Raw genomic sequence first — 22,062 nt, 5'->3', positions numbered from 1 at the left:
CGACGCCTGCACCTTCGGGTGGCGCCATGGCTCCGGCTCCCGCCCCGGCAGCACCCGCAAACTGAGCTTACCCTCAAATACAAACGGCCCGCTCATCGAGCGGGCCGTTCCTGTTTCAGGCGCGTGGCGCAATCTTACATATGTCCAGACTTACATGTGAATCGGCTTGAAGAAGGTGGCCAGGGCAGCCTCCTTGACCGCTTCCGACATGGTCGGATGGGCATGGCAGGTGCGGCCGAGGTCTTCGGACGAGCCGCCGAATTCCATCAGCACCGCCGCCTCGTGGATCATCTCGCCGGCACCGAAGCCGACGATGTGCACGCCCAGCACCTTGTCGCTGTCCTTGTCGGCCAGCACCTTCACGAAGCCATCGGTGTGCAGCATGGCCCGCGCCCGGCCGTTGGCGGTGAACGGGAATTTTCCGACCTTGTAGGCGACGCCGGCTTTCTTGAGCTCTTCCTCGGTCTTGCCGACCGAGGCGACCTCGGGGCTGGTATAGACCACGCCCGGGATGACGTCGTAGTTCACGTGGCCGGCCTGGCCGGCGATGATCTCGGCGACCGCGACGCCCTCGTCCTCGGCCTTGTGCGCCAGCATCGGGCCGACAACGACGTCGCCGATGGCATAGATGCCGGCAACATTGGTGCGCAGGTGACCGTCGGTCTTGACCCGGCCGCGCTCGTCCATCTCGACGCCGGCTTCCTTGAGGCCGAGGCCGTCGGTGTAGGGCTTGCGGCCGGTGGCGACCAGCACGACGTCTGCCTCAATGGTTTCCGCCGCGCCGCCCTTCACCGGCTCGAAGGTCACTGTCGCGCCCTTCTTGGCCTTGGCGGCACCAGTCACCTTGGAGCCGAGCTTGAACTCGAAGCCCTGCTTGGCCAGCATGCGCTGGAACTGCTTGGCGACGTCGCCGTCCATGCCGCCCAAGATGGTGTCGAGATACTCAACCACGGTCACCTTGGCGCCGAGGCGGGCCCATACCGAGCCGAGCTCGAGGCCGATGACGCCGCCGCCTACCACCACCAGGTGCCCGGGCACCTTTTCCAGCGACAGCGCGCCGGTCGAGGACACGATCACCTTCTCGTCAAAGGCGACATCGACGCCGGGAATGCCGGCGACGTCGGAACCAGTGGCGATGACGATGTTTTTGGTCTCGAGTTCCTGGGTCTTGCCATCAGCGCCGGTGACGCCGACCTTGCCGGCGCCCAACACCTTGCCTGTGCCCTGGAAGCTGTCGATCTTGTTCTTCTTGAACAGGAACGACACGCCGTTGACGTTGGAGGCGACGGTGGCGTCCTTGTGCGCCATCATCTTGGTCAGGTTCACCTTGGGCGCGCCGATCTCGATGCCGAGCGTGTCGAACGAATGCTGTGCCTCGGCCAGCATCTCCGACGCGTGCAGAAGCGCCTTGGAGGGAATGCAGCCGATGTTCAGGCAGGTGCCGCCGAGGGTCGCGTTCTTCTCGACCACGGCGACCTTCAAGCCGAGCTGCGCTGCCTTGATAGCGCACACATAACCGCCTGGGCCCGATCCGATCACGACGACGTCATATGCCATTTTCTTGTCCTTCTCCTGGGGGGCGGTCAGCGGCCGCCGCTCACGTTCAAAATCGAGCCCGTCGTATATGAGGCTGCATCCGACAAAAGCCAAATGACAGCCTGGGCAACTTCTTCTGCCTTGCCTTCGCGTTTCATCGGAACGAGGCCGCGAATGGCGGCGATCCGGTCCGGCTGTCCGCCCGAGGCATGGATTTCGGTATCGATGATGCCGGGGCGCACCGCATTGACGCGCACGCCCTCGGTGGCGACCTCCTTGGCCAGCCCGATGGTGAAAGTGTCGATGGCACCCTTGGAGGCGGCATAGTCGACATATTCGCCGGGCGAGCCGAGCGAGGCCGCAGCCGATGAGATGTTGACGATCGAGCCGCCCGCGCCGCCATGCTGGCTCGACATGCGCTTCACCGCCTCACGGGCGCACAGGATCGAGCCGACAACGTTGATGCGCATCATGCGCTCGAGCCTTTCGGCGCTCATCTCGTCGACGCGCGCCTTCATGTCGACCACGCCGGCATTGTTGACGAAGGCATCGAGCCTGCCGAAGGTCTTGTCCACCTTGGCGAACATGGCGAGTACGTCGGCTTCGTTGCCGACATCGCCCTTGATGGCGATGGCCTCGCCGCCTGATGCCTCCAGCTCGGCCACCAGGGTCTGCGCTGCAGCCGCGTTGGAGGCATAATTGAGGGCCACGCGATAGCCGGCAGCAACAGCCAGCCTGCAGATGGCAGCACCTATGCCGCGGCTGCCGCCCGTGACCAGCAGGACTTTGCCAGCAGTGCTCATTCCTGGCACCCGGCTATCTCGAACACGTCCCACGGCACTTTCGAGAACCCGTCGGGCCCATAGGCCGCCGACATGCGCAGCGAATGGCCGAGATCCGAGAAGATCAGCCTTTTCGGCGCCGGAGCCCCGATGCGCTCGCGCGGCAACAGTCCGACATTACCCTCGGCGTCGACGCTGTAGATGACGCCCTGCCACACCGTGCAGGCGTCCAGTTCCTCGCCGGTCACGTCGCCTTCGGGGCAACGGTGCATCAGCATGCCGTTCGGCCGCGCCACCCCGTCCGACCACATCACCACGCCATCGAGCACGGTGTCGTTGTCGAGCACCATCTTGAAGCTGTTGGTGACGGTGGCCGATTGCAGCGTCGGCCGAAAATCGATCGATGCCGCCTTGTCACGGTCTTCATAGACGGCGAGCTCGATCGGGCATGCGGCATTGGCCGTCGTCGCCGACAGCATCGCCACAGCCGAGATGAGCGCTGCAATACGCATCAGCCGGCCTGCACGGTGGCGAGCTTCACGCCAAGCCCGATGAAGATCATGCCGGTTGCCTTGTTGAACCAGCGGCCCCAGGAAACGAAACGCTCGCGCACCGAAGCCATGGTGAAGAACATCGACACGCCGACGAACCAGGCAATCAACACCACGGCCATCAGCAGGCCATAGACGCCCTTCACCGCTGCAGGGGTCTCGTGACTGACCATGGCCGTGAACAAGGGCACGAAGAACAGCACCGCCTTGGGGTTCAGCGCGTTGGTCACGAAGCCCATCAGGAAGCAGCGCATTGCCGAAACGGTTTTGACGTCATCACTGCCTTGCGGCATGTCGACGGCAGCGAGTTCCATCGGCCCGGCGCGCAGCGCCTTGATGCCGAGATAGACGAGATAGGCGGCGCCCGCCCATTTCAGCATGGAAAACAACAGCAGCGACTTCGACACGATCAGCCCGATGCCGAGGATGGTGTAGCTGACGTGGAACAGCAGCGATGTGCCAATGCCGAAGCTGGTGATGATTGCCGCGCGCCGGCCATGCACCACGCTCTGGCGCACGACCATGACGAAGTCGGCGCCGGGCACCACCAAAAGCACCGAGAACACGGCCAGCAGGCCGGCAAATTCGAATGCGTATTGGGTCACTGCTTCACCCCGTCCGTATTGGCGGCCAGCAGCGCGTTGCCCAGGGGCGCGTTGAACGCCCAGACATGGCCGAACGGATCCTGGATTTTGGCGTAGCGAGCGCCCCAGAACATGTCGTCGGGCTGCATGATAACCTTGGCGCCGGCAGCGACAGCACGCTCGACTGCGGCATCGACTTCGCCTGCTAGTTTCAGGTTGATGTTGACGGTCATGCCGGCACCGCCCCTGGTCAGCGGCGACAGGACGTCTGCGCCGAATTCGGGAAACTCGTCGTGCAGCATCACTTCGCTGCCGAACATGGCGAGGTTGGCATGCAGCACGCGCATGCCGTCGTCGGCCAGCTGCTCGAAGGTCTCGACCGCGTCGAACGCCCTCTCATAGAAGGCGATCGCGGCCTTGCCGCCCTTGACGCAGAGATGCACCTGGATCGGGGGAATGTCGGGTTCGAAGGCCATATACGGTTCCTGTTGGCGCTAGGAATTTGAGCACAGGGCAAAAGCACGCTCCTGCCCATGTGCACAAGTGCCAGCACCGCTTTGCGCCGCAGCCACGTCGTTCCCCGTCCCGGTCTCAGCTCATCAGCCGGATCAGCATCATCGCCAGCCCGACGATCGAGGCGAGCCAGACGACCGTGCGCAGAACTGGCACGCCCGCGGCGTATAGGACGACGTAGACCACGCGCGCTACGATCCACAGCATCGCACCCGTTGCCGCGATGCCGCCGGTCTTGCCGGTCAGCGCCAGTGCCAGCACCAGGGCGATGAAGGCCGGATAGGTTTCGAGCAGGTTGTGCAGCGCGCGCAGCAGCCTTCCGGCGACAACGCTTTTCGAGACGCGATTTTCGTCGCGGGCACTGAACAGATATTTCGGGCCGAGATCGCCGGTGGCAGAGGCCTGGGCGATCACCTGTGCAAGCAACAGTGCCGTGCTCCAGCCAAGCACCCAGATTTCAGTCGATGCTGCAACAGCTTCCATATGCGTTGTCCCCTCGAAGCGAGGCGATTTGCGCCTCGCCATGATCAGTTACAAGCGAAAGTCGTTTATCGGCCGGTCATTTCGACCGGCCACGAAGAATAATCTTCCCTGTGCAGCAGCCGCAACTCAGAGATCGAGAACCAGGCGCTCCGGATCTTCCAGGCTGTCCTTGACGCGGACCAGGAAGGTCACGGCTTCCTTGCCGTCGACGATACGGTGATCGTAGGACAGCGCGAGATACATCATCGGGCGGATGACGATCTGGCCACCGACCACGACCGGACGATCCTGGATCTTGTGCATGCCGAGGATGCCCGACTGCGGCGCGTTCAGGATCGGGGTCGACATCAGCGAGCCGTAGACGCCGCCGTTCGAGATGGTGAAGGTGCCGCCCTGCATGTCGGCGACCGACAGTTTGCCGTCGCGCGCGGCGAGGCCGAGGCGGCCGATTTCCTTCTCGATCTCGGCGATCGACATCTGGTCGGCATCACGCACGACAGGAACCACCAGGCCCTTTTCGGTGCCGACGGCAACGCCGACATGGGCGAAGTTCTTGTAGATGATGTCGGTGCCGTCGATCTCGGCGTTGACGGCCGGGATTTCCTTCAGCGCGTGCGTCACGGCTTTGGTGAAGAAGCCCATGAAGCCGAGCTTCACGCCGTGCTTCTTCTCGAAGATGTCCTTGTACTTCGAACGCAGCGACATCACCGCGCTCATGTCGACCTCGTTGAAGGTGGTCAGCATGGCGGCCGTCGACTGCGCCTCCTTGAGGCGGCGGGCGATCGTCTGGCGCAGCTTGGTCATGCGCACGCGCTCTTCGCGCGGGGCATCTTCAGTGCTCGACGGGGCGCGTGCAACGACAGGGGCGGCAACCGGAGCTGCGGCAGGCGCCGAAACGCCCTTGGCGATGGCTTCGAGCACGTCGCCCTTGAGCACCTGGCCACGCTTGCCCGAACCGGCGACCTGGTCGACCGACAGGTTGGTCTCGGCGAGCAGCTTGGCTGCGGCCGGTGCCGGCGGCATCTTGCGCTCTTCGATGGGGGGAGCGCCGGCGACCGATGCGGTCTGGGCGATGGCTTCCTTGACGGTCGAGGGAGCATTCGGTGCGGAGGCCTGGGCGACTGCGGCGGGCTTCGGAGCGGCCACAGCACCGTCGGCAGCGCCGATGGTGCCGAGCAGCGCGCCGACGCCGACGGTCTCGCCTTCCTTGACGGCCAGTTCGACCAGAACGCCGGCGGAAGGCGCCGGCACTTCGATGGTGACCTTGTCGGTTTCGAGTTCGACCAAGGGTTCATCGACGACGATCACGTCGCCGGCTTTCTTGAACCACTTGCCGATGGTTGCCTCGGAAACGGATTCGCCGAGGGTAGGGACACGGATTTCGGTAGCCATTTTTTTGCCTGTCCGTTCTTTGTTTATTCGCCGAGGGCGTCGTCGAGGAATGCCTGGAGCTGCGCCAGGTGCTTGGACATCAGGCCCGTCGCCGGGGAGGCGGCGGCCGGACGGCCGGTGTAGCGCACGCGCTGGTGCTTGGCGTCGATATGGGCGAGCACCCATTCCAGATACGGGTCGATGAACGACCACGCGCCCATGTTCTTGGGCTCTTCCTGGCACCACACCATCTCCGCGTTGCGGAAACGGCTGAGTTCGGTGATCAGCGCCTTGGCCGGGAACGGATAGAGCTGCTCGACGCGCAACAGGTAGATGTCGTCGATGCCGCGCTTCTCGCGCTCCTCGTAGAGATCGTAATAGACCTTGCCGGTGCAGAGCACGACGCGGCGGATCTTCGAATCCTTGACCAGCTTGATCGGCTCGTTGCCGAGATACTGGGCGTCGTCCCACAGCAGGCGGTGGAACGAGCTCTCGCCCGAGATCTCCGACAGCGAAGACACGGCGCGCTTGTGGCGCAACAGCGACTTCGGCGTCATCAGGATCAGCGGCTTGCGGAAGTCGCGCTTCAGCTGCCGGCGCAGGATGTGGAAGTAGTTGGCCGGCGTGGTGACGTTGGCCACCTGCATGTTGTCTTCGGCGCAAAGCTGCAGGAAGCGCTCGAGGCGCGCCGAGGAGTGCTCGGGGCCCTGGCCTTCATAGCCATGCGGCAATAGACAAACGAGGCCCGACATGCGCAGCCACTTGCGTTCACCAGACGAGATGAACTGGTCGAACACCACCTGGGCGCCGTTGGCGAAGTCGCCGAACTGGGCTTCCCAGAGCGTCAGCGCCTTGGGCTCGGCGAGCGAATAGCCATATTCGAAGCCGAGCACGGCCTCTTCCGAGAGCATCGAGTTGATGACCTCGTAGCCGGCCTGTGCCGCCGACAGGTTGTTGAGCGGGATGTAGCGGTTTTCGTCGCGCTGATCGTAGAGCACGGTGTGGCGCTGCGAGAACGTGCCACGCTCGGAATCCTGACCCGACAGGCGGATCGGATTGCCGTCCAGCAGGATCGAGCCGAACGCCAGCGATTCCGCCGTTGCCCAGTCGAGGCCTTCGCCCGTCTCGATTGCCTGGCGGCGGTTTTCGAGGAAGCGCGCGATGGTGCGGTGGACTTCGAAGTCCTTCGGCACTTCGGTCAGCTTCTTGCCGATTTCCTTCAAAGTCTTCACCGGTACCGCGGTCTTGCCACGGCGCAGTTCGTCCTGGTTGTCGGCGGCGCGCAGGCCAGACCACTGGCCATCGAGCCAGTCGGCCTTGTTCGGCTTGTAGGCCTGGCCTGCCTCGAACTCGGTCTCGAGGTTGGCGCGCCAGTCGGCACGCATCTGGTCGACGTCGGCCTGGCCCAGCAGGCCTTCGTTGATCAGCTTGTCCGCATAGACCTGCACCACCGTCTTATGGGTGCGGATGTTGCGGTACATGATCGGCTGGGTGAAGCCCGGCTCGTCGCCTTCATTGTGGCCGAAGCGGCGGTAGCAGAACATGTCCACGACGACAGGCTTGTGGAACTTCATGCGGAATTCGGTCGCGACCTTGGCCGCGAAAACGACAGCTTCCGGATCGTCGCCGTTGACGTGGAAGATCGGCGCCTCAATCATCTTGGCCACGTCGGACGGATAGGGCGACGAGCGCGAGAAACGCGGGTTCGTCGTGAAGCCGATCTGGTTGTTGATGATGACGTGCAGCGTGCCGGCGACGCGGTGGCCGCGCAGGCCCGACAGGCCGAGGATTTCGGCGATCACGCCCTGGCCGGCGAACGCAGCATCGCCATGCAGCAAGAGCGGCATGACCTTGGCGCGCTCTTCCTGCGGCACGATCTCGCCACGGGCGCGGCCGAACAGCTGGTCCTGCTTGGCGCGGGCCTTGCCCATCACCACGGGATCGACGATCTCGAGATGCGAGGGGTTGGCTGTCAGCGACAGGTGCACCTTGTTGCCGTCAAACTCGCGGTCCGACGAAGCGCCGAGATGGTACTTCACGTCACCAGAGCCTTCGACGTCGTCAGGCGCATAGGAGCCGCCCTTGAACTCGTGGAACACGGCGCGGTGCGGCTTGGCCATGACGTTGGTCAGGACGTTGAGGCGGCCGCGGTGAGCCATGCCGAGCACGACCTCCTGCAGGCCGAGCGAACCTCCGCGCTTGATGATCTGCTCGAGCGCCGGGATCAGCGACTCGCCGCCGTCAAGGCCGAAGCGCTTGGTGCCCTTGTACTTGACGTCGATGAACTGCTCGAAGCCCTCGGCTTCGATCAGCTTCTGCAGGATCGCCTTCTTGCCTTCGGCGGTGAAGCTGATTTCCTTGTCCGGACCCTCGATGCGAGCCTGGATCCACGCCTTCTCCTCGGGATCGGAGATGTGCATGAACTCGACGCCGAGCGTCGAGCAATAGGTGCGCTTCAGGATCTCGAGCATCTCGCGGATGGTCGCGTATTCGAGCCCGAGCACATGGTCGATGAAGATCGGCCGGTCGTAGTCGGCGGCGGTGAAGCCATAGGCCTCCGGCGACAGCTCGTTATAGTCCTCGAGCGGCTTGGCGATGCCGAGCGGATCGAGATTGGCGTGCAGGTGGCCGCGCATGCGGTAAGCGCGGATCATCATGATGGCGCGCACGGAATCGCGCGTCGCCTGCATCACGTCGATCGGCGAGACCTTGACGCCATCGGCGGCCGCCTTGTCCTTGACCTTCTTCTCGACGACCTTCTCGACCAGGCCCCAGTTGCCGTCGAGCGCCGACACCAGTTCGCCATTGGCCTGCAGCGGCCAGCTCGGCCGCGACCAGGACGCGCCCTTGGCGTTCTTGCGGATGTCGCCGGCGTCGTCCTTCAGCGCGCCGAAGAAGTCGCGCCATTCCTGATCGACCGATTCAGGGTCGTCGAGATAGGCGGCGTGCAGCGCCTCGATGTAGTCGGCGTTGCCGCCATAGAGGAAGGAAGTGAGGGAAAATTGGTCGTTGGCCTGATCTGATCGTGCCATCTGATTTCGGAGCTCTGCTCCGTCTCCTTGTTTTGGTCCTTCGCGCCGTGCCGCCCTGCCGCCGCGTCGCCCCTTGAGGGGGAAGCGCCGACGCCCTCCCCCCGCGCTGTGCAGGGAGAGGGCATTTCAGGTGAGATGTCTGGCGGGCTTGCGCCGCGAAAGACTCCTTCTCAATTCGAGCCGTCAGGCCCTTTTCAGCCCTTGATCGCCTCGACCAGCGTGGTGCCGAGACGTGCCGGCGATGGCGACACGCGGATGCCCGCTGCCTCCATGGCCGCGATCTTGTCCTCGGCGCCGCCCTTGCCGCCCGAGATCACTGCGCCGGCGTGGCCCATGGTGCGGCCTTCCGGTGCGGTGCGTCCGGCGATGAAGCCGGCCATCGGCTTCTTGCGGCCGCGCTTGGCTTCGTCGATGAGGAACTGCGCTGCGTCCTCCTCGGCCGAGCCGCCGATCTCGCCGATCATGATGATCGACTTGGTCTCGTCGTCGGCCAGGAACATCTCGAGCATGTCGATGAATTCCGTGCCCTTGACCGGGTCGCCGCCGATGCCGACGGCGGTCGACTGGCCGAGACCGGCGTTCGTCGTCTGGAACACCGCCTCATAGGTAAGCGTGCCGGAGCGCGAAACAACGCCGACCGAGCCCTTGCGGAAGATGTTGCCCGGCATGATGCCGATCTTGCACTGGTCGGGGGTGACGATGCCAGGGCAGTTCGGGCCGATCAGGCGCGAGGTCGAGCGGTCGAGGCGCGCCTTGACCTTGATCATGTCGGTGACCGGAATGCCCTCGGTGATGCAGACGATCAGCGGGATCTCGGCTTCGATCGCCTCGATAATCGCTTCCGCTGCACCTGCCGGCGGGACATAGACCACGGACGCATTGGCGCCGGTCTTTTCCTTGCCTTCGGCAACCGAAGCGAAGATCGGCAGGGTCTCGCCCTTGGCGCCGGTCCAGTTTTCGCCGCCCTTCTTGGGGTGGATGCCGCCGACCATCTTGGTGCCGTGATAGGCCAGCGCCTGTTCGGTGTGGAACGTTCCGGTCTTGCCGGTCAGGCCCTGCACCAGGATCTTGGTGTTCTTGTCGATGAGAATGGACATGGATCAGTTCCCCTTCACCGCAGCGACGATCTTCTTCGCCGCGTCGTCGAGGTCGTCGGCCGACGTGACGTTCAGCCCGCTCTCGTTGATGATCTTCTTGCCGAGTTCGGCATTGGTGCCTTCGAGGCGCACGACCAGCGGAACCTTGAGGCCCACTTCCTTGACCGCCGCGATCACGCCCTCGGCAATGACATCGCACTTCATGATGCCGCCGAAGATGTTGATCAGGATGCCTTCGACCGCGGGATCCGCGGTGATGATCTTGAACGCCGCCGTCACCTTCTCCTTCGAAGCACCGCCGCCGACGTCGAGGAAGTTGGCAGGCTCGGCGCCGTAGAGCTTGATGATGTCCATCGTCGCCATGGCGAGACCGGCGCCGTTGACCATGCAGCCGATGTTGCCGTCGAGAGCGACATAAGCGAGGTCATACTTCGAGGCCTCGATTTCCTTGGCGTCTTCTTCGGTCGTGTCGCGCAGCTCGACCACGTCGGCGTGGCGGAACAGCGCGTTGTTGTCGAACGAGATCTTGGCGTCGAGAACGCGCAGGCGGCCGTTGGTCATGACGATCAGCGGATTGATCTCGAGCAGGCTCATGTCCTTCTCGACAAAGGCCTTGTAGAGGATCGGGAACAGCTTCTCGCCGTCAGCCGCTGCCTCGCCCGTGAGCTTCAGGGCGCCGTTCAGCGCCTTGAGGTCGGCGGCCGTCACGCCCGCTTCCGGGTCAATGGCGACGGTGATGATCTTCTCGGGCGTGTCATGGGCGACAGCCTCGATGTCCATGCCGCCTTCGGTCGAAACCACGAAAGCAACGCGGCCGACGGTGCGGTCGACCAGGATCGACAAATACAGCTCGCGATCGATGTCAGCGCCGTCTTCGATGTAGAGGCGGTTGACCTGCTTGCCGGCCGGGCCGGTCTGCTTGGTCACCAGCGTGTTGCCGAGCATCTCCTTGGAGAAGGCGACAACTTCCTCGATCGACTTGGCGAGACGCACGCCACCCTTGGCGTCGGGCGACAGTTCCTTGAACTTGCCCTTGCCGCGGCCGCCGGCGTGGATCTGGCTCTTCACGACGTAGAGCGGACCGGGAAGGCTCTTGGCCGCAGCCTCGGCTTCCTCGACCTTGAAGACCGGCACGCCGTCAGCGACGGGCGCACCGAAACCCTTGAGCAACTGCTTGCCCTGATATTCGTGGATGTTCATCGAAAACCCCTTACTTCTTGCCGAGGTTCGGCGCGATCGCCACGCAGGCGTCGCAGAGGCCCTTCACGGCCTCGACCGACTTCTCGAACATCTTCTGCTCGGCCTTGTTGAAATCGATCTCGATGACGCGCTCGACGCCACCGGCGCCGATCACGACAGGAACGCCGACATACATGTCCTTGATGCCGTACTGGCCCGACAGGTGCGCAGCGCAAGGCAGCACGCGCTTCTTGTCCTTGAGATAGGCTTCGGCCATGGCGACCGCCGACGAGGCCGGCGCATAGTAGGCAGAGCCGGTCTTGAGCAGGCCAACGATCTCGCCGCCGCCCTTACGGGTGCGCTCGACGATGGCGTCGAGCTTCTCCTGGCTGGTCCAGCCCATCTTGACGAGGTCGGGCAGCGGGATGCCGGCAACGGTCGAATACCGCACCATCGGCACCATGTCGTCGCCGTGGCCGCCCAGCGTCATCGCCGAGACGTCTTCGACCGAAACCTTGAACTCGTCGGCCAGGAAGTGGCGGAAGCGGGCCGAGTCAAGCACGCCGGCCATGCCGACGACGTGGCTCTTGGGCAGGCCCGAGAATTTCTGCAGCGCCCACACCATGGCGTCGAGCGGGTTGGTGATGCAGATGACGAAGGCGTTCGGGGCATATTTCTTGATGCCGGCGCCGACCTGCTCCATGACCTTCAGGTTGATGCCCAGAAGGTCGTCGCGGCTCATGCCTGGCTTGCGCGGCACGCCAGCGGTGACGATGCAGACGTCAGCGCCCTCGATGCCGGCATAGTCGTTGACGCCGACATAGCGGGCGTCGAAGCCGTCGACCGGCGCGGACTCGGCGATGTCGAGGCCCTTGCCCTGCGGAATGCCTTCGGCAATGTCGAAGAGGACGACGTCGCCGAGCTCCTTGAGACCGATCATGTGGGCGAGCGTGCCGCCGATCATGCCCGAGCCGATGAGGGCTATCTTGTTGCGTGCCATGAAGGAATTTCCCTTTGCCTTTAACGACGCCGTGACGGCGGGTGTGGAACAGGTTTGGGCCAGACAGGCCGCAGGATGCAGCCAGAAAATAGCGGCTCGCAATAGCTCCGTGGCCAAAAAAATTCAACCGATTATTTCCAGCCCAACTAATTCAATCGGTTAGAAACAACGGGATTTACGTAAACGTCAAAGTTTTGTGACGAAAATGCAAACAAAATATGAAGAGGGGCGGCGATGACCGGCATCCAGATCCGCAGACTCCTGCCCGGCGAGGAATTGCTGCGCCGCACCTGATGTCTTCGACGGCCCCGTCGATCAGGCCCGGCTGGGCGCCTGCCTGGCGCAGCCGGGCTACCTGCTCTTCGTCGCCCTCGATGATGGCCGAGATGTGGCGCAGGCCGCGGCCATGATCCACCATCACGCCGACGGGTCGCCGGAACTCTATGTCTGTACAATCGGCGTCTCTGATCGATGCCCTCTTTGCTGCTGGCCGCGCTGAAGCCTGGCTCGGCACCGATCCGGAGCCGGTGGAGATGTTTGTCATGTATGCGTATGACTTGAGAGCTGAGAGGTGAGAGCCCGAAAGACCGGTCTCTCCGCCATCGGAGTTGGCTACAATCTTTGTCCTGCATTCCTGCGATCTCGGGAGGGCAGGGGAATTCGAAGCTGTGCCGGCATACCGTGATCTGGCATTCTATATGTGCAAGCATCTGCCGCCAGGTGACTGCGCACGTCGTGTCGTGGCAGGGCAGTTTGCGCGACACACGCCAAGCGCGTAAAAAAGACGTCGCCAAGGCGTGACAAATGGCGGAAATGGCGCTATGTGCCCGTCCGAACCGGGCGAAAAATCGTCCAGTTCCGTCAACAATGACGGTGTAGTCGCCACTGCCGGAAGGCCCGAAAGGGAGTGAAGGCATAGCCGAGCGGTCATTGGAACTGCAAGGCGAGTGTTGGGCGCTCTGGCTGTCGGAAGAACAAGAAGTGGATTTTTGAGATGGATATCATCCGCCAGCTCGAGGCCGAACAGGCCGCCAAGATCGAAGCCAAGCGCACTCTGCCCGAATTCCAGCCCGGCGACACCGTTCGCGTGCTGGTTCGCGTCACCGAAGGTTCGCGCACCCGCGTCCAGGCCTATGAAGGCGTTGTGATCGCTCGTTCGGGCGCCGGCTTCCAGGAAAACTTCACCGTCCGCAAGATCTCCTATGGCGAAGGCGTGGAGCGCGTGTTCCCGGTCTACTCGCCGATGATCGAGGGCGTCGAGATCGTCCGCCGCGGCAAGGTCCGTCGCGCCAAGCTGTACTACCTGCGCGACCGTCGCGGTAAGTCGGCTCGTATCGTCGAGAACACCGGCGTTCGCGCCCGCAAGCTGAACGACGCCGAGCGCGACGCAGCCAACGCCGAGAAGGCCCGCATCGAGGCCGAGAAGGTCGCAGCCGCCGAGGCGCTGGCCGCCGAGAAGGCCGCTCAGGAAGCCGCCGAGAAGAAGGCTGCTGCCGAGGCCGCCAAGGCTGCCGAAGCCACCGCCGAGTAATCGCTGGCGCTACCAGGTTTCGAAAGGGCGGCTTCGTGCCGCCCTTTTTTGTTTCGGGAGGACGAAAGGTGACCCAAAGAGAATTCGTCGTCCGCAGGCTGGTGGCGGGCGAGGGTGCTGCCCTGAGGCGCCTGCGCATGGCAGCACTCGAAAACGCGCCGCTTGCCTTCAGCTCGAGCCCGGAAGACGAGGCGCACCTGACCGACGCCGATTTCGAGGCGCGGACCAGCCTGCCCGAGCCGGATGCGGTGTATGGCGTTTTTGGTGGCGGCGAGCTGGTAGGCGTCGCGACCTTCATTGGCGAAAAGCGGCGGAAGACACGGCACAAGGGCGCGATGTATGGCGTCTATGTCGATCCTCGGTGGCGCGGCACAGGTGCCGCGCGGGCGCTGGTGCAGCGGGTCATCGATCACGCGACCGAACGCGGCCTTGCGGTACATGCCCATGTGATCGCCGACAACGATCCGGCGTTGCGCCTCTATCTCGGGCTCGGCTTCAAGCCCTTTGGCCGCGAGCCGAAGGCCCTGTTCTGGGACGGGCGGTTCCATGACGAGGTGCTTCTGGTCTTCGGCGCGGACTGAACCCGGCTTTCCGCAGAAGCGACAAAAATCGCAACAAAGACCGGTGCAGGGACCGGTTTGGCGCATCGTCCATGCTTGCAAGCCTATCCGGGACGGCTAAAGTCTCGCGCAACTGACCGGCGCCGCCGGTCCTGTGTTTTTCGGGGATCAGACCATGAATAGCCTCAAATTCGCGCTGGCCGGCGCCTTCGCCCTCATGCTTTCGCCCTTTGTCGCCCAGGCCCAGAGCCTGCCCGACCTCGGCGGCAAGACCGTCACCGTGGTGACCGAGAACGCCTATCCGCCGCTGCAGTTCATCGACCCCAAGACCGGCAAGCAGATCGGCTGGGAATATGACGCGATGGACGAGATCGCCAAGCGCCTGAACTTCAAGATCGAGTACCAGAACACCAGTTGGGACGCGATGATCCAGGCGGTCTCGGACGGCCAGTACCAGATCGGCATGACCGGCATCACCATCAAGGACGAACGCAAGGAAAAGGTCGACTTCTCCGATCCCTATATGCGTTCGCAGCAATTCATGCTGGTGCGCGCTGACGAGAAGCGCTTCACCGACGCCAAGAGCTTCGGTGCCCTCAAGGACGGCCTGATCGCTGCGCAGCCGGGCACCTCGCCCTTCTACACCGCCGTCTACGAAATCCTCGACGGCAACGAGCAGAACCCGCGCATCAAGCTGTTCGAGACCTTCGGCGCTACCGTGCAGGCACTCAAGGCCGGCGACGTCGACCTGGTGCTGACCGACAGCGTCGCGGCGCAAGGCTATGTCGATGCCTCGGAAGGCAAGCTCAAGGTGGTGGGCGAGGCTCTGGGCAGCGAGGACTTCGGCTTCATCTTCAAGAAGGGCTCGGATCTGGTTCAGCCGATCAACGCGGCGATTGCCGCGCTCAAGGCCGATGGCACCTTCGACGCGCTGAACAAGAAGTGGTTCCTCGACTACAAGATGGGCCAGTGATTGCGCTGCCGTCTCCGCTTCGCGGCGGAGACGGCAAACGTCCGGTCAGGCACCGGCTCCGTAGCGGCTGGCACCGGCGTGGTCGACGACATAGAGCCATGTGCCGTCTGCCTGCCTGCGGACGATCTCGGCGGTGAAGCCGGAATAGAGGGGCGTGCCTTCCTCATCGACGATTGCAAAATCGGCGCGCAGCAGCGCCAGGTCGCCATGTTCGACACAGAAGGTGTTTTGCGACCTCATCGTGCCGGGCATGCGCACCAGCCGCTCAAGTTCCTCGGCTATTGCGGCTTTGCCGGCAAAGCCGGCGCCGCCAGGATCGACCAGCAGCCGGGCATCGTCCTCGTAAAGCGCCAGCAGAGCCTCGACAGCGCCGCTGTTGCGGATGGCGGCAAAGGTTTCGTTCATGTCGGCTGGCCGGTAGACTTTCAATGACATTGGCTTTCTCCTTTGCTGCGGACGAAAACATGCCGCTTCAGAACTATCCAAACGGGTATCCCGAATGAATGCAGACATGACCGCGACCAGCGAGCGCGAGGCGCCGATGCCACGGCGGCCAGAGGTGTGCCCGGTCGAGGACTGGCTGTCCTTTCTCGGTCATCGCTGGAACGCGCTGGTTTTGTGGCAGCTGTCGGTCGGCCCGAAGCGGCACGGCGACCTGATGGCACAGCTTCCCGGCATCACCGCCAAGGTGCTGTCGGAGCGGCTGGACGGCCTGTTGGGGCGCGGGCTTGTCGAGCGCGGAGCAGTCGCTGCCTTCCCGCGCGGCGTCGTCTACTCGCTGACGGCGGGCGGACGCCGGGTGGTTGCCCTGCTCGACCAGTTCGAGACGCTGCCGCATTCCTTTGCCGGCCCGCGGCAGGGCGCAGCATGAGCCAGTATCCGGTCAAGAAGGACGATTTTCCTTGGTGGCTGGTGGCTGCCGTGGTCATCGGTGTGGCTTCGGCGGTGACGATCGCGATCAGCGACGTCTACACCCAGATTCTCGGAACATTGGTCAAAGGGCTTTGGGTGACGCTTTTCGTCACCATAGTCGCCTTTGCCATGGCCTCCGCGCTGGGTCTGTTCATCGCCTTGCTCGGACTGTCGAACTCGAAAGTGCTGCGCCAGGTCTCGCGCTTCTATGTCGAGATTATCAGAGGGCTGCCGATCCTGGTGCTGCTGTTCTGGATCGCCTTCGTCGGCGCACCGGCATTCGTCGTGGCGTGGAACTGCGTGACCCTGCCGTTGCAGTCGGCGGGGTTGATCGAGCCGATGCAGGTGCGCGACTTCTCGCTTTTGTGGCGAGCGATCATCGCGCTGACGATCGCCTATTCGTCCTTCATCGCCGAAATCTTCCGCGCAGGCATCCAGGCTGTCGACGTCGGCCAGATCGAGGCAGCGAAGGCGCTGGGGCTGTCGCGCTACCAGCGCTTCCGTCTGATTGTCTGGCCGCAAGCGTTCAGAACCATCTTGCCGCCCTATGGCAACGACTTCATCGCCATGGTGAAGGATTCTTCGCTGGTCTCGGTGCTGGGCGTCGCCGATATCACGCAGATGGCCAAGGTCTATGCCTCGGGCTCGTTCCGTTTCTTCGAAACCTATTCCATCGTAGCCTATGTCTATCTGCTGCTGACCGTCGGGCTGTCGCTCAGCCTGAGGGCGCTGGAGCGGCGGATGCGGAGGGATTTCAAGCCATGACCGACGAGGCCGACAAGACCGCGCTCGACATGGTCTATGCGGCAGAGACGGAAACGCAGCTGGCCGCTGCCTATGCGGCCTGGGCCAATGGTTACGACACGGAGACGGCGGCTCTCGGCTACTGCCTGCCTTTCGTGATTTCGGCATGGGTGGCGCGGCATGTGCCCAAGGGTGAGGGGCCGTTGCTCGACGCCGGTTGTGGCACGGGGCTGTCGGGGCCGTATCTTGGGTCACTCGGCTATGGCGAGATCGAAGGGCTCGATCTTTCCGAGGCGATGCTCGAGCTGGCGCGGGCGCGCGGCGGCTACGGAGCGCTGACCAGGGCGGCACTTGGCGGGCCGCTGCCATGGGCTGACGGGCATTTCGCCGCCGTCTTCTCGGCCGGCGTGTTCACCGCAGGCCATGCACCGGCGTCCAGCCTGGACGAGCTGACGCGGATCACCAGGCCGGGCGGCTTCGTCATCTTCACAGTGCGCGATGTCGTGCTGGACACAGGCGGTTTCCGTGAAAAATTCGCCGGGCTCGAGGCTGCGGGCAAATGGCTGCCGGTCGAGGAAAGCCAGCCGTTCCGGGCTTTTGCCGTGGCCGAACCGGATGTGATGGTGCAGGCATTCGTCTTCAGGGTCGCCTGACTTCAACGATGTCTGAAATGTCGCGCGTCATTCGGCCCCTGCGACCGGATGGCGGATTGCTGGCGCAGGCTTGCCGGTCAACTCTCCGGCCATGTCACAAATCAGCCGCCTGTTCGCCGATCCCCTGTCCCGCCTGCGTCTTGCCGGCCTTGTCGAGGGCACTACGCTTGTGTTCCTGGTGCTGGTCGCGGTGCCGCTGAAGCATCTCGCCGGCTATCCGCAAGTGGTCAGCGCCGCCGGGCCGGTGCACGGCGTCGCCTTCGTGTTCTACGTCGTGGCTCTCGTCGACAATTTTTCCGGCGGTGGTTGGACGGTGCGGGAGATGCTGCGCACCGGGCTTGCCTGTTTCGTGCCCTTCGGCACCTTCCTCAACGAGCGCTATCTCGCCGCCCGGGCGGCCGCCGGCCAATGAGCTACCTCATCATCAAGGCGCTGCATGTCGTGGCGATGGTTGCGTGGATGTCAGGCATGATTTTCGTGCCGCTGACCCTTTCGCGCATGCAGGCGGCCGGCAATATCGACGGCAAGCAGGTGGCGCGCCTGCAGAGCGGCTTCAGCCGGGTGGCGACGCCGGCCATGCTGGCGGTCTGGGCGCTGGGGCTCTACCTCGCCTACAGCGCCGGCCTGCTTGGCGATGCCTGGCTGCACGCCAAGATGGCGCTGGTCATGGCGATGTCGGCATTGCACGGCGTGCTGGCCGGGCAGCTTCGCCAGCTGGCGGGCGCGCGGCTGGCCAAGCCGGCAAAGCTGGTCCTCAAGCTGCATTGGCTTGTCGGAGCGCTGCTTGTGGCCATCGTCGGACTGGCTATCGTCAAGCCGTTCTGATGGAACCTGCGTTGCGATGACGCGTTGGGGGCTGAACCAAACGGAGCCGCCATTGGAACAGCTCGTCGAAGAATTCGGCCATCCGACCTACACTTCATTTCCTGTCATCGTGGCACGCATGCTGCTGGCTGCCGCATTCGGCGCGGCCGTCGGCTTCGAGCGCGAATGGCGCAACCGGCCGGCCGGTTTGAGGACGCATATTCTCGTCTGCGTGGCCGCGGCCACCTTCGCACTGCTGACGATCGAGATCGTGCATGCGCCGATGTTCGGGCCCGAGGTGTTGAAGGACGGTGCGAAGGTCGACCCGATCCGCGTGGTCGAGGCAGTCACCGCAGGCGTCGCTTTCCTTGCCGCAGGTGTGGTGTTCTTCAGCCGTGGCGAGGTGCAGGGGCTGACGACGGGAGCCGGTATGTGGCTGGCCGGTGCCATCGGTCTCGCCGCCGGGCTCGGCCTCTGGCAGATCGCTGCCTTCGTCACCTTGCTTGCGCTATGCGTGCTTGGCCTGCTGCACAGCTTGGAGGTCAAGTTCGGCCTCAGCGAGGACAAGCGCGACGAGAAGCCCGGCGTGCGCAATCCGGCCAAGGGCAAGGCTGGCTAGTCAGCCGTCACTTTCGCCGCCTGACCGGGCCGGCGCATCGTCGCGAACCTTTTCGAACAGCTGCCGCAGCGACCGGCGCAGCCTTTCCATTTCCTCCGGGCTGGTCAGTTCGGCCCAGCGGTCGTCGACCTTGCGCCCGGTGGCGGACGCGATCGGGCGCACCGCCTTACCGCGTTCGGTGAGGAAGACCAGCCGGCCGCGGCGATCGTTGGGGTCGGGCCGCCGCTCGACATAACCAAGCTTCTCCAGCTCCTCGACGGCCTGGGTCATGGTCTGCTTGCGCACATGGGCGAGCTTGGTGAGTTCGCTGACCTGGATGCCCTCTGGCGGGGTGAAGGTGAAGACGTTGGCGTGCGGCGGGCGAATATCGCCAAAGCCTGCGGCATCGAGGGCCGTGTCGACGGCCTGGGTCCAATGCTGGTGGACGAGGCGCAGCAACAGGCCGAGCGGCGGATTTTCCGGGATCGTTTCTTTCAAGATGGACAGGTGCCTGACTAATTGATATTAGACAGGTACCTTACTATTTAGCGGTCAGAAAGGAAAGCGGATGCCTGAGATCAATGTCCTCGACTCGACAATCTCTTATGTGGATGTGGGAAGCGGTGTTCCGTTCGTGTTCCTGCACGGCAACCCGACCTCGTCGCATCTTTGGCGCAACGTGCTTCCCGGTATCGGAGAAGGCGTGCGCCGTCTTGCGCCCGACCTGATCGGCATGGGCAGCTCCGGCAAGCCTGACATTGCCTACAAATTCGACGATCACGCCCGCTATCTCGACGCTTGGTTCGAGGCGATGGGGCTGGAGGAGGTCGTGCTTGTCGGCCACGACTGGGGCGGGGCGCTGGCTTTCGACTGGGCGGCACGCCATCCCGGGCGGGCCCTGGGGATTGCGGCGATGGAAACCATCGTGCGGCCGATGACGTGGGCCGACTTTTCCGACAGCGCCAGGCCGCGTTACGAAACGCTGCGCGGCGCAGGCACCGGCGAGACCAAGGTGCTGGATGAGAATTTCTTCATCGAGTTCGCCCTGCGCGCCACCGTGCTCAACGACCTGAGCGACGAGGATCTCGACGTCTATCGCAGACCCTATCCGACGCGCGAAAGCCGGCGGCCGCTGCTCGAATGGCCGCGCGCCATGCCGATCAACGGCGAACCGGCCGACGTGATTGCCCGCATCGAGGCCTATGACCGTTGGCTGGCCGTGAGCGGCGACGTGCCCAAGCTGCTTCTGACCTTCGAAGGCTCGCCCGAGACGCTGATGATCGGGGACGAGATGATCCGCTGGTGCGCCGACAACATCGCCAGCCTGGAGATCGGCAATTGCGGCCCGGCCCGGCACGCAGCGCCCGAGGACCAGCCGGAGGCGATTGCCGCCGCCATTGCCGGCTGGGCCGACCGGCACGGGCTTCGCAACCGCAAGGCTGGGCTGGCCCACACTGCATAGTGGCTCGTGCCGGAATCCTGCTGGCCGGCTCCGCCGCTTGGGCCAGCAGGAGCTTGTGATTGCCGGGACGTCAAAAGATTGATATTGAGCCGCTTATGGAAGAACTGTTTGGAGATCCGGCCTACAAGGGTTTCGTGCTGCAGGACCACAAGCGCCTGCCGTCGCGTTTCTTTGCCCGGATTTCAGGCGCGCTGACCAGCCGACTTATCTAGTCGCCTGCGCCGAGCCGACGGGCCCTTGGCGCGCCCTATTGCCTTCCCCAGTTTCATATCGACGGATCCAAAGCCATGAGCGCACCGCGTACCCTCTACGACAAGATTTTTGACGACCACATCGTCGACCGCCAGGACGACGGCACTTGCCTGCTCTACATCGACCGCCATCTCGTCCACGAGGTGACCAGCCCGCAGGCCTTCGAAGGTCTGCGCATGGCCAACCGCAAGGTCCGTCACCCCGAAAAGACGCTCGCAGTCGTCGACCACAACGTGCCGACTTCGCCGGATCGCAAGAACGGCATCAAGAACGAGGAAAGCCGCATCCAGGTCGAGGCGCTGGCCAAGAATGCCGCCGACTTCGGCGTGGAGTATTACTCCGAGAACGACAAGCGTCAGGGTATCGTTCACATCGTCGGCCCCGAGCAGGGTTTTACCCTTCCGGGCATGACCATCGTCTGCGGTGACAGCCATACCTCGACGCATGGTGCTTTCGGTGCCTTGGCGCACGGCATCGGCACGTCCGAGGTCGAGCACGTGCTGGCCACCCAGACGCTGATCCAGAAGAAGGCCAAGAACATGCTGGTGCGTGTTGACGGCCAGCTGCCTGATGGCGTCACCGCCAAGGACATCGTGCTTGCCATCATCGGTGAGATCGGCACTGCCGGGGGCACCGGCTACGTCATCGAATACGCCGGCGAAGCGATCCGCGCTCTGTCGATGGAAGGCCGCATGACGATCTGCAACATGTCGATCGAAGGCGGTGCCCGAGCCGGCCTGATTGCACCCGACGAAAAGACCTACGCCTACGTCCAGGACAAGCCGCGCGCGCCGAAGGGCAAGGCGTGGGACATGGCGCTGGAGTACTGGAAGACCCTGCACACCGACGAAGGCGCGCATTTCGACAAGGTCGTGGTGCTCGACGCAGCCTCGCTGCCGCCCATCGTCACCTGGGGCTCGTCGCCCGAGGATGTCGTTGCCGTCACCGGCGTGGTGCCGGATGCAGAGGTGATCGAGGACGAGAACAAGCGCAACTCCAAGAAGCGCGCGCTCGACTATATGGGCCTGTCGGCCGGCACCAAGATCACCGACATTGCCATCGACCGCGTCTTCATCGGCTCGTGCACCAATGGCCGCATCGAGGATCTGCGCGCTGTGGCCAAGGTGGTCGAGGGCAAGAAGGTGGCCTCGACCGTCAACGCCATGATCGTGCCGGGCTCTGGCCTGGTGAAGGAGCAGGCGGAAGCCGAAGGCCTCGACAAGATCTTCGTCGAGGCCGGGTTCGACTGGCGCGAACCGGGCTGCTCGATGTGCCTCGCCATGAATGATGATCGCCTCAAGCCGCATGAGCGCTGCGCCTCGACCTCGAACCGCAACTTCGAGGGCCGTCAGGGCTTCAAGGGCCGTACCCATCTGGTGTCTCCGGCAATGGCCGCTGCCGCTGCGATCGCGGGCCACTTCGTCGACATCCGCGACTGGAACTGA

24 protein-coding genes are annotated in these 22,062 nt (G+C 63.8%); 11 read left to right on the top strand and 13 right to left on the bottom strand.

What is annotated here, in order from left to right; all coding sequences use genetic code 11:
* Positions 1-150 precede the first annotated feature (150 nt).
* The 11 genes from lpdA to mdh all read right to left on the bottom strand — a co-directional run bounded on the left by lpdA (position 151) and on the right by mdh (position 12,128).
* Positions 151-1,587, bottom strand: a complete 1,437-nt coding sequence (gene lpdA, locus B015_RS0124195) for a dihydrolipoyl dehydrogenase (protein ID WP_343123005.1) — start codon at positions 1,585-1,587, stop codon at positions 151-153.
* The gene (locus B015_RS0124190) at positions 1,584-2,339 is read right to left on the bottom strand and encodes an SDR family oxidoreductase (RefSeq protein ID WP_018430336.1); all 756 of its coding nucleotides are present in this window, start codon (positions 2,337-2,339) and stop codon (positions 1,584-1,586) included. The genes lpdA and B015_RS0124190 overlap by 4 nt, the downstream gene beginning before the upstream one ends.
* Positions 2,336-2,830 (bottom strand): hypothetical protein, encoded by a 495-nt coding sequence (locus B015_RS0124185; protein WP_018430335.1) that lies wholly within the window; start codon positions 2,828-2,830, stop codon positions 2,336-2,338. Before B015_RS0124185 ends, B015_RS0124190 begins: the two co-directional genes overlap by 4 nt.
* On the bottom strand, positions 2,830-3,474 hold the full coding sequence (locus tag B015_RS0124180) for a LysE family transporter (RefSeq protein ID WP_018430334.1): 645 nt from the start codon (positions 3,472-3,474) through the stop codon (positions 2,830-2,832). The genes B015_RS0124185 and B015_RS0124180 overlap by 1 nt, the downstream gene beginning before the upstream one ends.
* Positions 3,471-3,929 carry a VOC family protein gene (locus B015_RS31525; RefSeq protein ID WP_018430333.1) on the bottom strand — a complete coding sequence of 153 codons (459 nt, stop codon included), beginning with the start codon at positions 3,927-3,929 and terminating at the stop codon, positions 3,471-3,473. The genes B015_RS0124180 and B015_RS31525 overlap by 4 nt, the downstream gene beginning before the upstream one ends.
* Before the next feature lie 115 nt (positions 3,930-4,044).
* A complete protein-coding gene (locus B015_RS0124170; RefSeq protein WP_018430332.1) occupies positions 4,045-4,449 on the bottom strand; it encodes an MAPEG family protein in 405 nt (134 codons plus the stop codon).
* 126 nt (positions 4,450-4,575) lie between these two features.
* Positions 4,576-5,841: a 2-oxoglutarate dehydrogenase complex dihydrolipoyllysine-residue succinyltransferase gene (gene odhB / locus B015_RS0124165; RefSeq protein WP_018430331.1), complete on the bottom strand. Its 1,266-nt coding sequence runs from the start codon at positions 5,839-5,841 to the stop codon at positions 4,576-4,578.
* Positions 5,842-5,864: 23 nt separating this feature from the next.
* Entirely contained in the window at positions 5,865-8,852 is a 2,988-nt protein-coding gene (locus B015_RS0124160; protein ID WP_018430330.1) for a 2-oxoglutarate dehydrogenase E1 component, read from the bottom strand.
* 194 nt (positions 8,853-9,046) lie between these two features.
* Positions 9,047-9,949: a succinate--CoA ligase subunit alpha gene (gene sucD / locus B015_RS0124155; protein ID WP_018430329.1), complete on the bottom strand. Its 903-nt coding sequence runs from the start codon at positions 9,947-9,949 to the stop codon at positions 9,047-9,049.
* 3 nt (positions 9,950-9,952) lie between these two features.
* A complete protein-coding gene (sucC, locus tag B015_RS0124150) occupies positions 9,953-11,149 on the bottom strand; it encodes an ADP-forming succinate--CoA ligase subunit beta (protein WP_018430328.1) in 1,197 nt (398 codons plus the stop codon).
* A gap of 10 nt (positions 11,150-11,159) precedes the next feature.
* The gene (gene mdh, locus B015_RS0124145) at positions 11,160-12,128 is read right to left on the bottom strand and encodes a malate dehydrogenase (RefSeq protein ID WP_018430327.1); all 969 of its coding nucleotides are present in this window, start codon (positions 12,126-12,128) and stop codon (positions 11,160-11,162) included.
* 994 nt (positions 12,129-13,122) lie between these two features.
* On the opposite strand from mdh, the gene rplS reads away from it, so the two are divergent.
* The 3 genes from rplS (at position 13,123) to B015_RS0124120 (ending at position 15,192) form a co-directional block, all read left to right on the top strand.
* Positions 13,123-13,659, top strand: coding sequence for a 50S ribosomal protein L19 (gene rplS, locus B015_RS0124130; protein ID WP_018430324.1), 537 nt, complete (start codon positions 13,123-13,125; stop codon positions 13,657-13,659).
* A gap of 68 nt (positions 13,660-13,727) precedes the next feature.
* Entirely contained in the window at positions 13,728-14,240 is a 513-nt protein-coding gene (locus tag B015_RS0124125) for a GNAT family N-acetyltransferase (RefSeq protein ID WP_026227665.1), read from the top strand.
* A 196-nt stretch (positions 14,241-14,436) separates the two neighbouring features.
* Positions 14,437-15,192: a basic amino acid ABC transporter substrate-binding protein gene (locus tag B015_RS0124120; RefSeq protein ID WP_085941133.1), complete on the top strand. Its 756-nt coding sequence runs from the start codon at positions 14,437-14,439 to the stop codon at positions 15,190-15,192.
* Between the two features lie 45 nt (positions 15,193-15,237).
* Here the strand turns inward: B015_RS0124120 and B015_RS0124115 are convergent, their stop codons facing one another.
* Positions 15,238-15,627: a nuclear transport factor 2 family protein gene (locus tag B015_RS0124115; protein WP_026227664.1), complete on the bottom strand. Its 390-nt coding sequence runs from the start codon at positions 15,625-15,627 to the stop codon at positions 15,238-15,240.
* Positions 15,628-15,703: 76 nt separating this feature from the next.
* On the opposite strand from B015_RS0124115, the gene B015_RS0124110 reads away from it, so the two are divergent.
* The 6 genes from B015_RS0124110 to B015_RS0124085 all read left to right on the top strand — a co-directional run bounded on the left by B015_RS0124110 (position 15,704) and on the right by B015_RS0124085 (position 18,924).
* Complete coding sequence (locus B015_RS0124110) at positions 15,704-16,063, top strand: helix-turn-helix domain-containing protein (protein WP_157632822.1); 360 nt, start codon at positions 15,704-15,706, stop codon at positions 16,061-16,063.
* Positions 16,060-16,869 carry an amino acid ABC transporter permease gene (locus B015_RS0124105; protein ID WP_018430319.1) on the top strand — a complete coding sequence of 270 codons (810 nt, stop codon included), beginning with the start codon at positions 16,060-16,062 and terminating at the stop codon, positions 16,867-16,869. The genes B015_RS0124110 and B015_RS0124105 overlap by 4 nt, the downstream gene beginning before the upstream one ends.
* Positions 16,866-17,501: a class I SAM-dependent methyltransferase gene (locus B015_RS0124100; protein ID WP_018430318.1), complete on the top strand. Its 636-nt coding sequence runs from the start codon at positions 16,866-16,868 to the stop codon at positions 17,499-17,501. Before B015_RS0124105 ends, B015_RS0124100 begins: the two co-directional genes overlap by 4 nt.
* A gap of 91 nt (positions 17,502-17,592) precedes the next feature.
* A complete protein-coding gene (locus B015_RS0124095; protein WP_018430317.1) occupies positions 17,593-17,913 on the top strand; it encodes a DUF3817 domain-containing protein in 321 nt (106 codons plus the stop codon).
* Entirely contained in the window at positions 17,910-18,326 is a 417-nt protein-coding gene (locus B015_RS0124090; protein ID WP_018430316.1) for a CopD family protein, read from the top strand. The genes B015_RS0124095 and B015_RS0124090 overlap by 4 nt, the downstream gene beginning before the upstream one ends.
* A 52-nt stretch (positions 18,327-18,378) precedes the next feature.
* Positions 18,379-18,924, top strand: a complete 546-nt coding sequence (locus tag B015_RS0124085) for an MgtC/SapB family protein (RefSeq protein ID WP_040457108.1) — start codon at positions 18,379-18,381, stop codon at positions 18,922-18,924.
* Here B015_RS0124085 and B015_RS0124080 read toward each other — a convergent pair whose 3' ends face one another.
* A complete protein-coding gene (locus tag B015_RS0124080) occupies positions 18,925-19,389 on the bottom strand; it encodes a MarR family transcriptional regulator (protein WP_051091996.1) in 465 nt (154 codons plus the stop codon).
* Between the two features lie 82 nt (positions 19,390-19,471).
* Here B015_RS0124080 and B015_RS0124075 point away from each other — a divergent pair, with 82 nt between their 5' ends.
* Together B015_RS0124075 and leuC are read left to right on the top strand one after the other, a co-directional pair.
* Entirely contained in the window at positions 19,472-20,365 is an 894-nt protein-coding gene (locus tag B015_RS0124075; protein WP_018430313.1) for a haloalkane dehalogenase, read from the top strand.
* A 287-nt stretch (positions 20,366-20,652) separates the two neighbouring features.
* Positions 20,653-22,062 carry a 3-isopropylmalate dehydratase large subunit gene (gene leuC, locus B015_RS0124065; protein ID WP_018430311.1) on the top strand — a complete coding sequence of 470 codons (1,410 nt, stop codon included), beginning with the start codon at positions 20,653-20,655 and terminating at the stop codon, positions 22,060-22,062.

This window comes from Hoeflea sp. 108 (genome assembly GCF_000372965.1).
Lineage (GTDB): Bacteria > Pseudomonadota > Alphaproteobacteria > Rhizobiales > Rhizobiaceae > Aminobacter.
Note: the sequence above shows the minus strand (reverse complement) of the source record. Positions and strands in the feature narration are given on the sequence as shown.

Coding starts and splice junctions, on each gene's coding strand:
- B015_RS0124170 (WP_018430332.1), bottom strand. CDS start 4,449: ATGGAAGCTGTTGCAGCATCGACTGAAATCTGGGTGCTTGGCTGGAGC.
- B015_RS0124090 (WP_018430316.1), top strand. CDS start 17,910: ATGAGCTACCTCATCATCAAGGCGCTGCATGTCGTGGCGATGGTTGCG.
- leuC (WP_018430311.1), top strand. CDS start 20,653: ATGAGCGCACCGCGTACCCTCTACGACAAGATTTTTGACGACCACATC.
- B015_RS0124120 (WP_085941133.1), top strand. CDS start 14,437: ATGCTTTCGCCCTTTGTCGCCCAGGCCCAGAGCCTGCCCGACCTCGGC.
- sucD (WP_018430329.1), bottom strand. CDS start 9,949: ATGTCCATTCTCATCGACAAGAACACCAAGATCCTGGTGCAGGGCCTG.
- B015_RS0124100 (WP_018430318.1), top strand. CDS start 16,866: ATGACCGACGAGGCCGACAAGACCGCGCTCGACATGGTCTATGCGGCA.
- B015_RS0124190 (WP_018430336.1), bottom strand. CDS start 2,339: ATGAGCACTGCTGGCAAAGTCCTGCTGGTCACGGGCGGCAGCCGCGGC.
- B015_RS0124160 (WP_018430330.1), bottom strand. CDS start 8,852: ATGGCACGATCAGATCAGGCCAACGACCAATTTTCCCTCACTTCCTTC.
- mdh (WP_018430327.1), bottom strand. CDS start 12,128: ATGGCACGCAACAAGATAGCCCTCATCGGCTCGGGCATGATCGGCGGC.
- B015_RS0124185 (WP_018430335.1), bottom strand. CDS start 2,830: ATGCGTATTGCAGCGCTCATCTCGGCTGTGGCGATGCTGTCGGCGACG.
- B015_RS0124110 (WP_157632822.1), top strand. CDS start 15,704: ATGACCGCGACCAGCGAGCGCGAGGCGCCGATGCCACGGCGGCCAGAG.
- B015_RS31525 (WP_018430333.1), bottom strand. CDS start 3,929: ATGGCCTTCGAACCCGACATTCCCCCGATCCAGGTGCATCTCTGCGTC.
- sucC (WP_018430328.1), bottom strand. CDS start 11,149: ATGAACATCCACGAATATCAGGGCAAGCAGTTGCTCAAGGGTTTCGGT.
- odhB (WP_018430331.1), bottom strand. CDS start 5,841: ATGGCTACCGAAATCCGTGTCCCTACCCTCGGCGAATCCGTTTCCGAG.
- B015_RS0124115 (WP_026227664.1), bottom strand. CDS start 15,627: ATGTCATTGAAAGTCTACCGGCCAGCCGACATGAACGAAACCTTTGCC.
- B015_RS0124095 (WP_018430317.1), top strand. CDS start 17,593: ATGTCACAAATCAGCCGCCTGTTCGCCGATCCCCTGTCCCGCCTGCGT.
- B015_RS0124075 (WP_018430313.1), top strand. CDS start 19,472: ATGCCTGAGATCAATGTCCTCGACTCGACAATCTCTTATGTGGATGTG.
- B015_RS0124105 (WP_018430319.1), top strand. CDS start 16,060: ATGAGCCAGTATCCGGTCAAGAAGGACGATTTTCCTTGGTGGCTGGTG.
- rplS (WP_018430324.1), top strand. CDS start 13,123: ATGGATATCATCCGCCAGCTCGAGGCCGAACAGGCCGCCAAGATCGAA.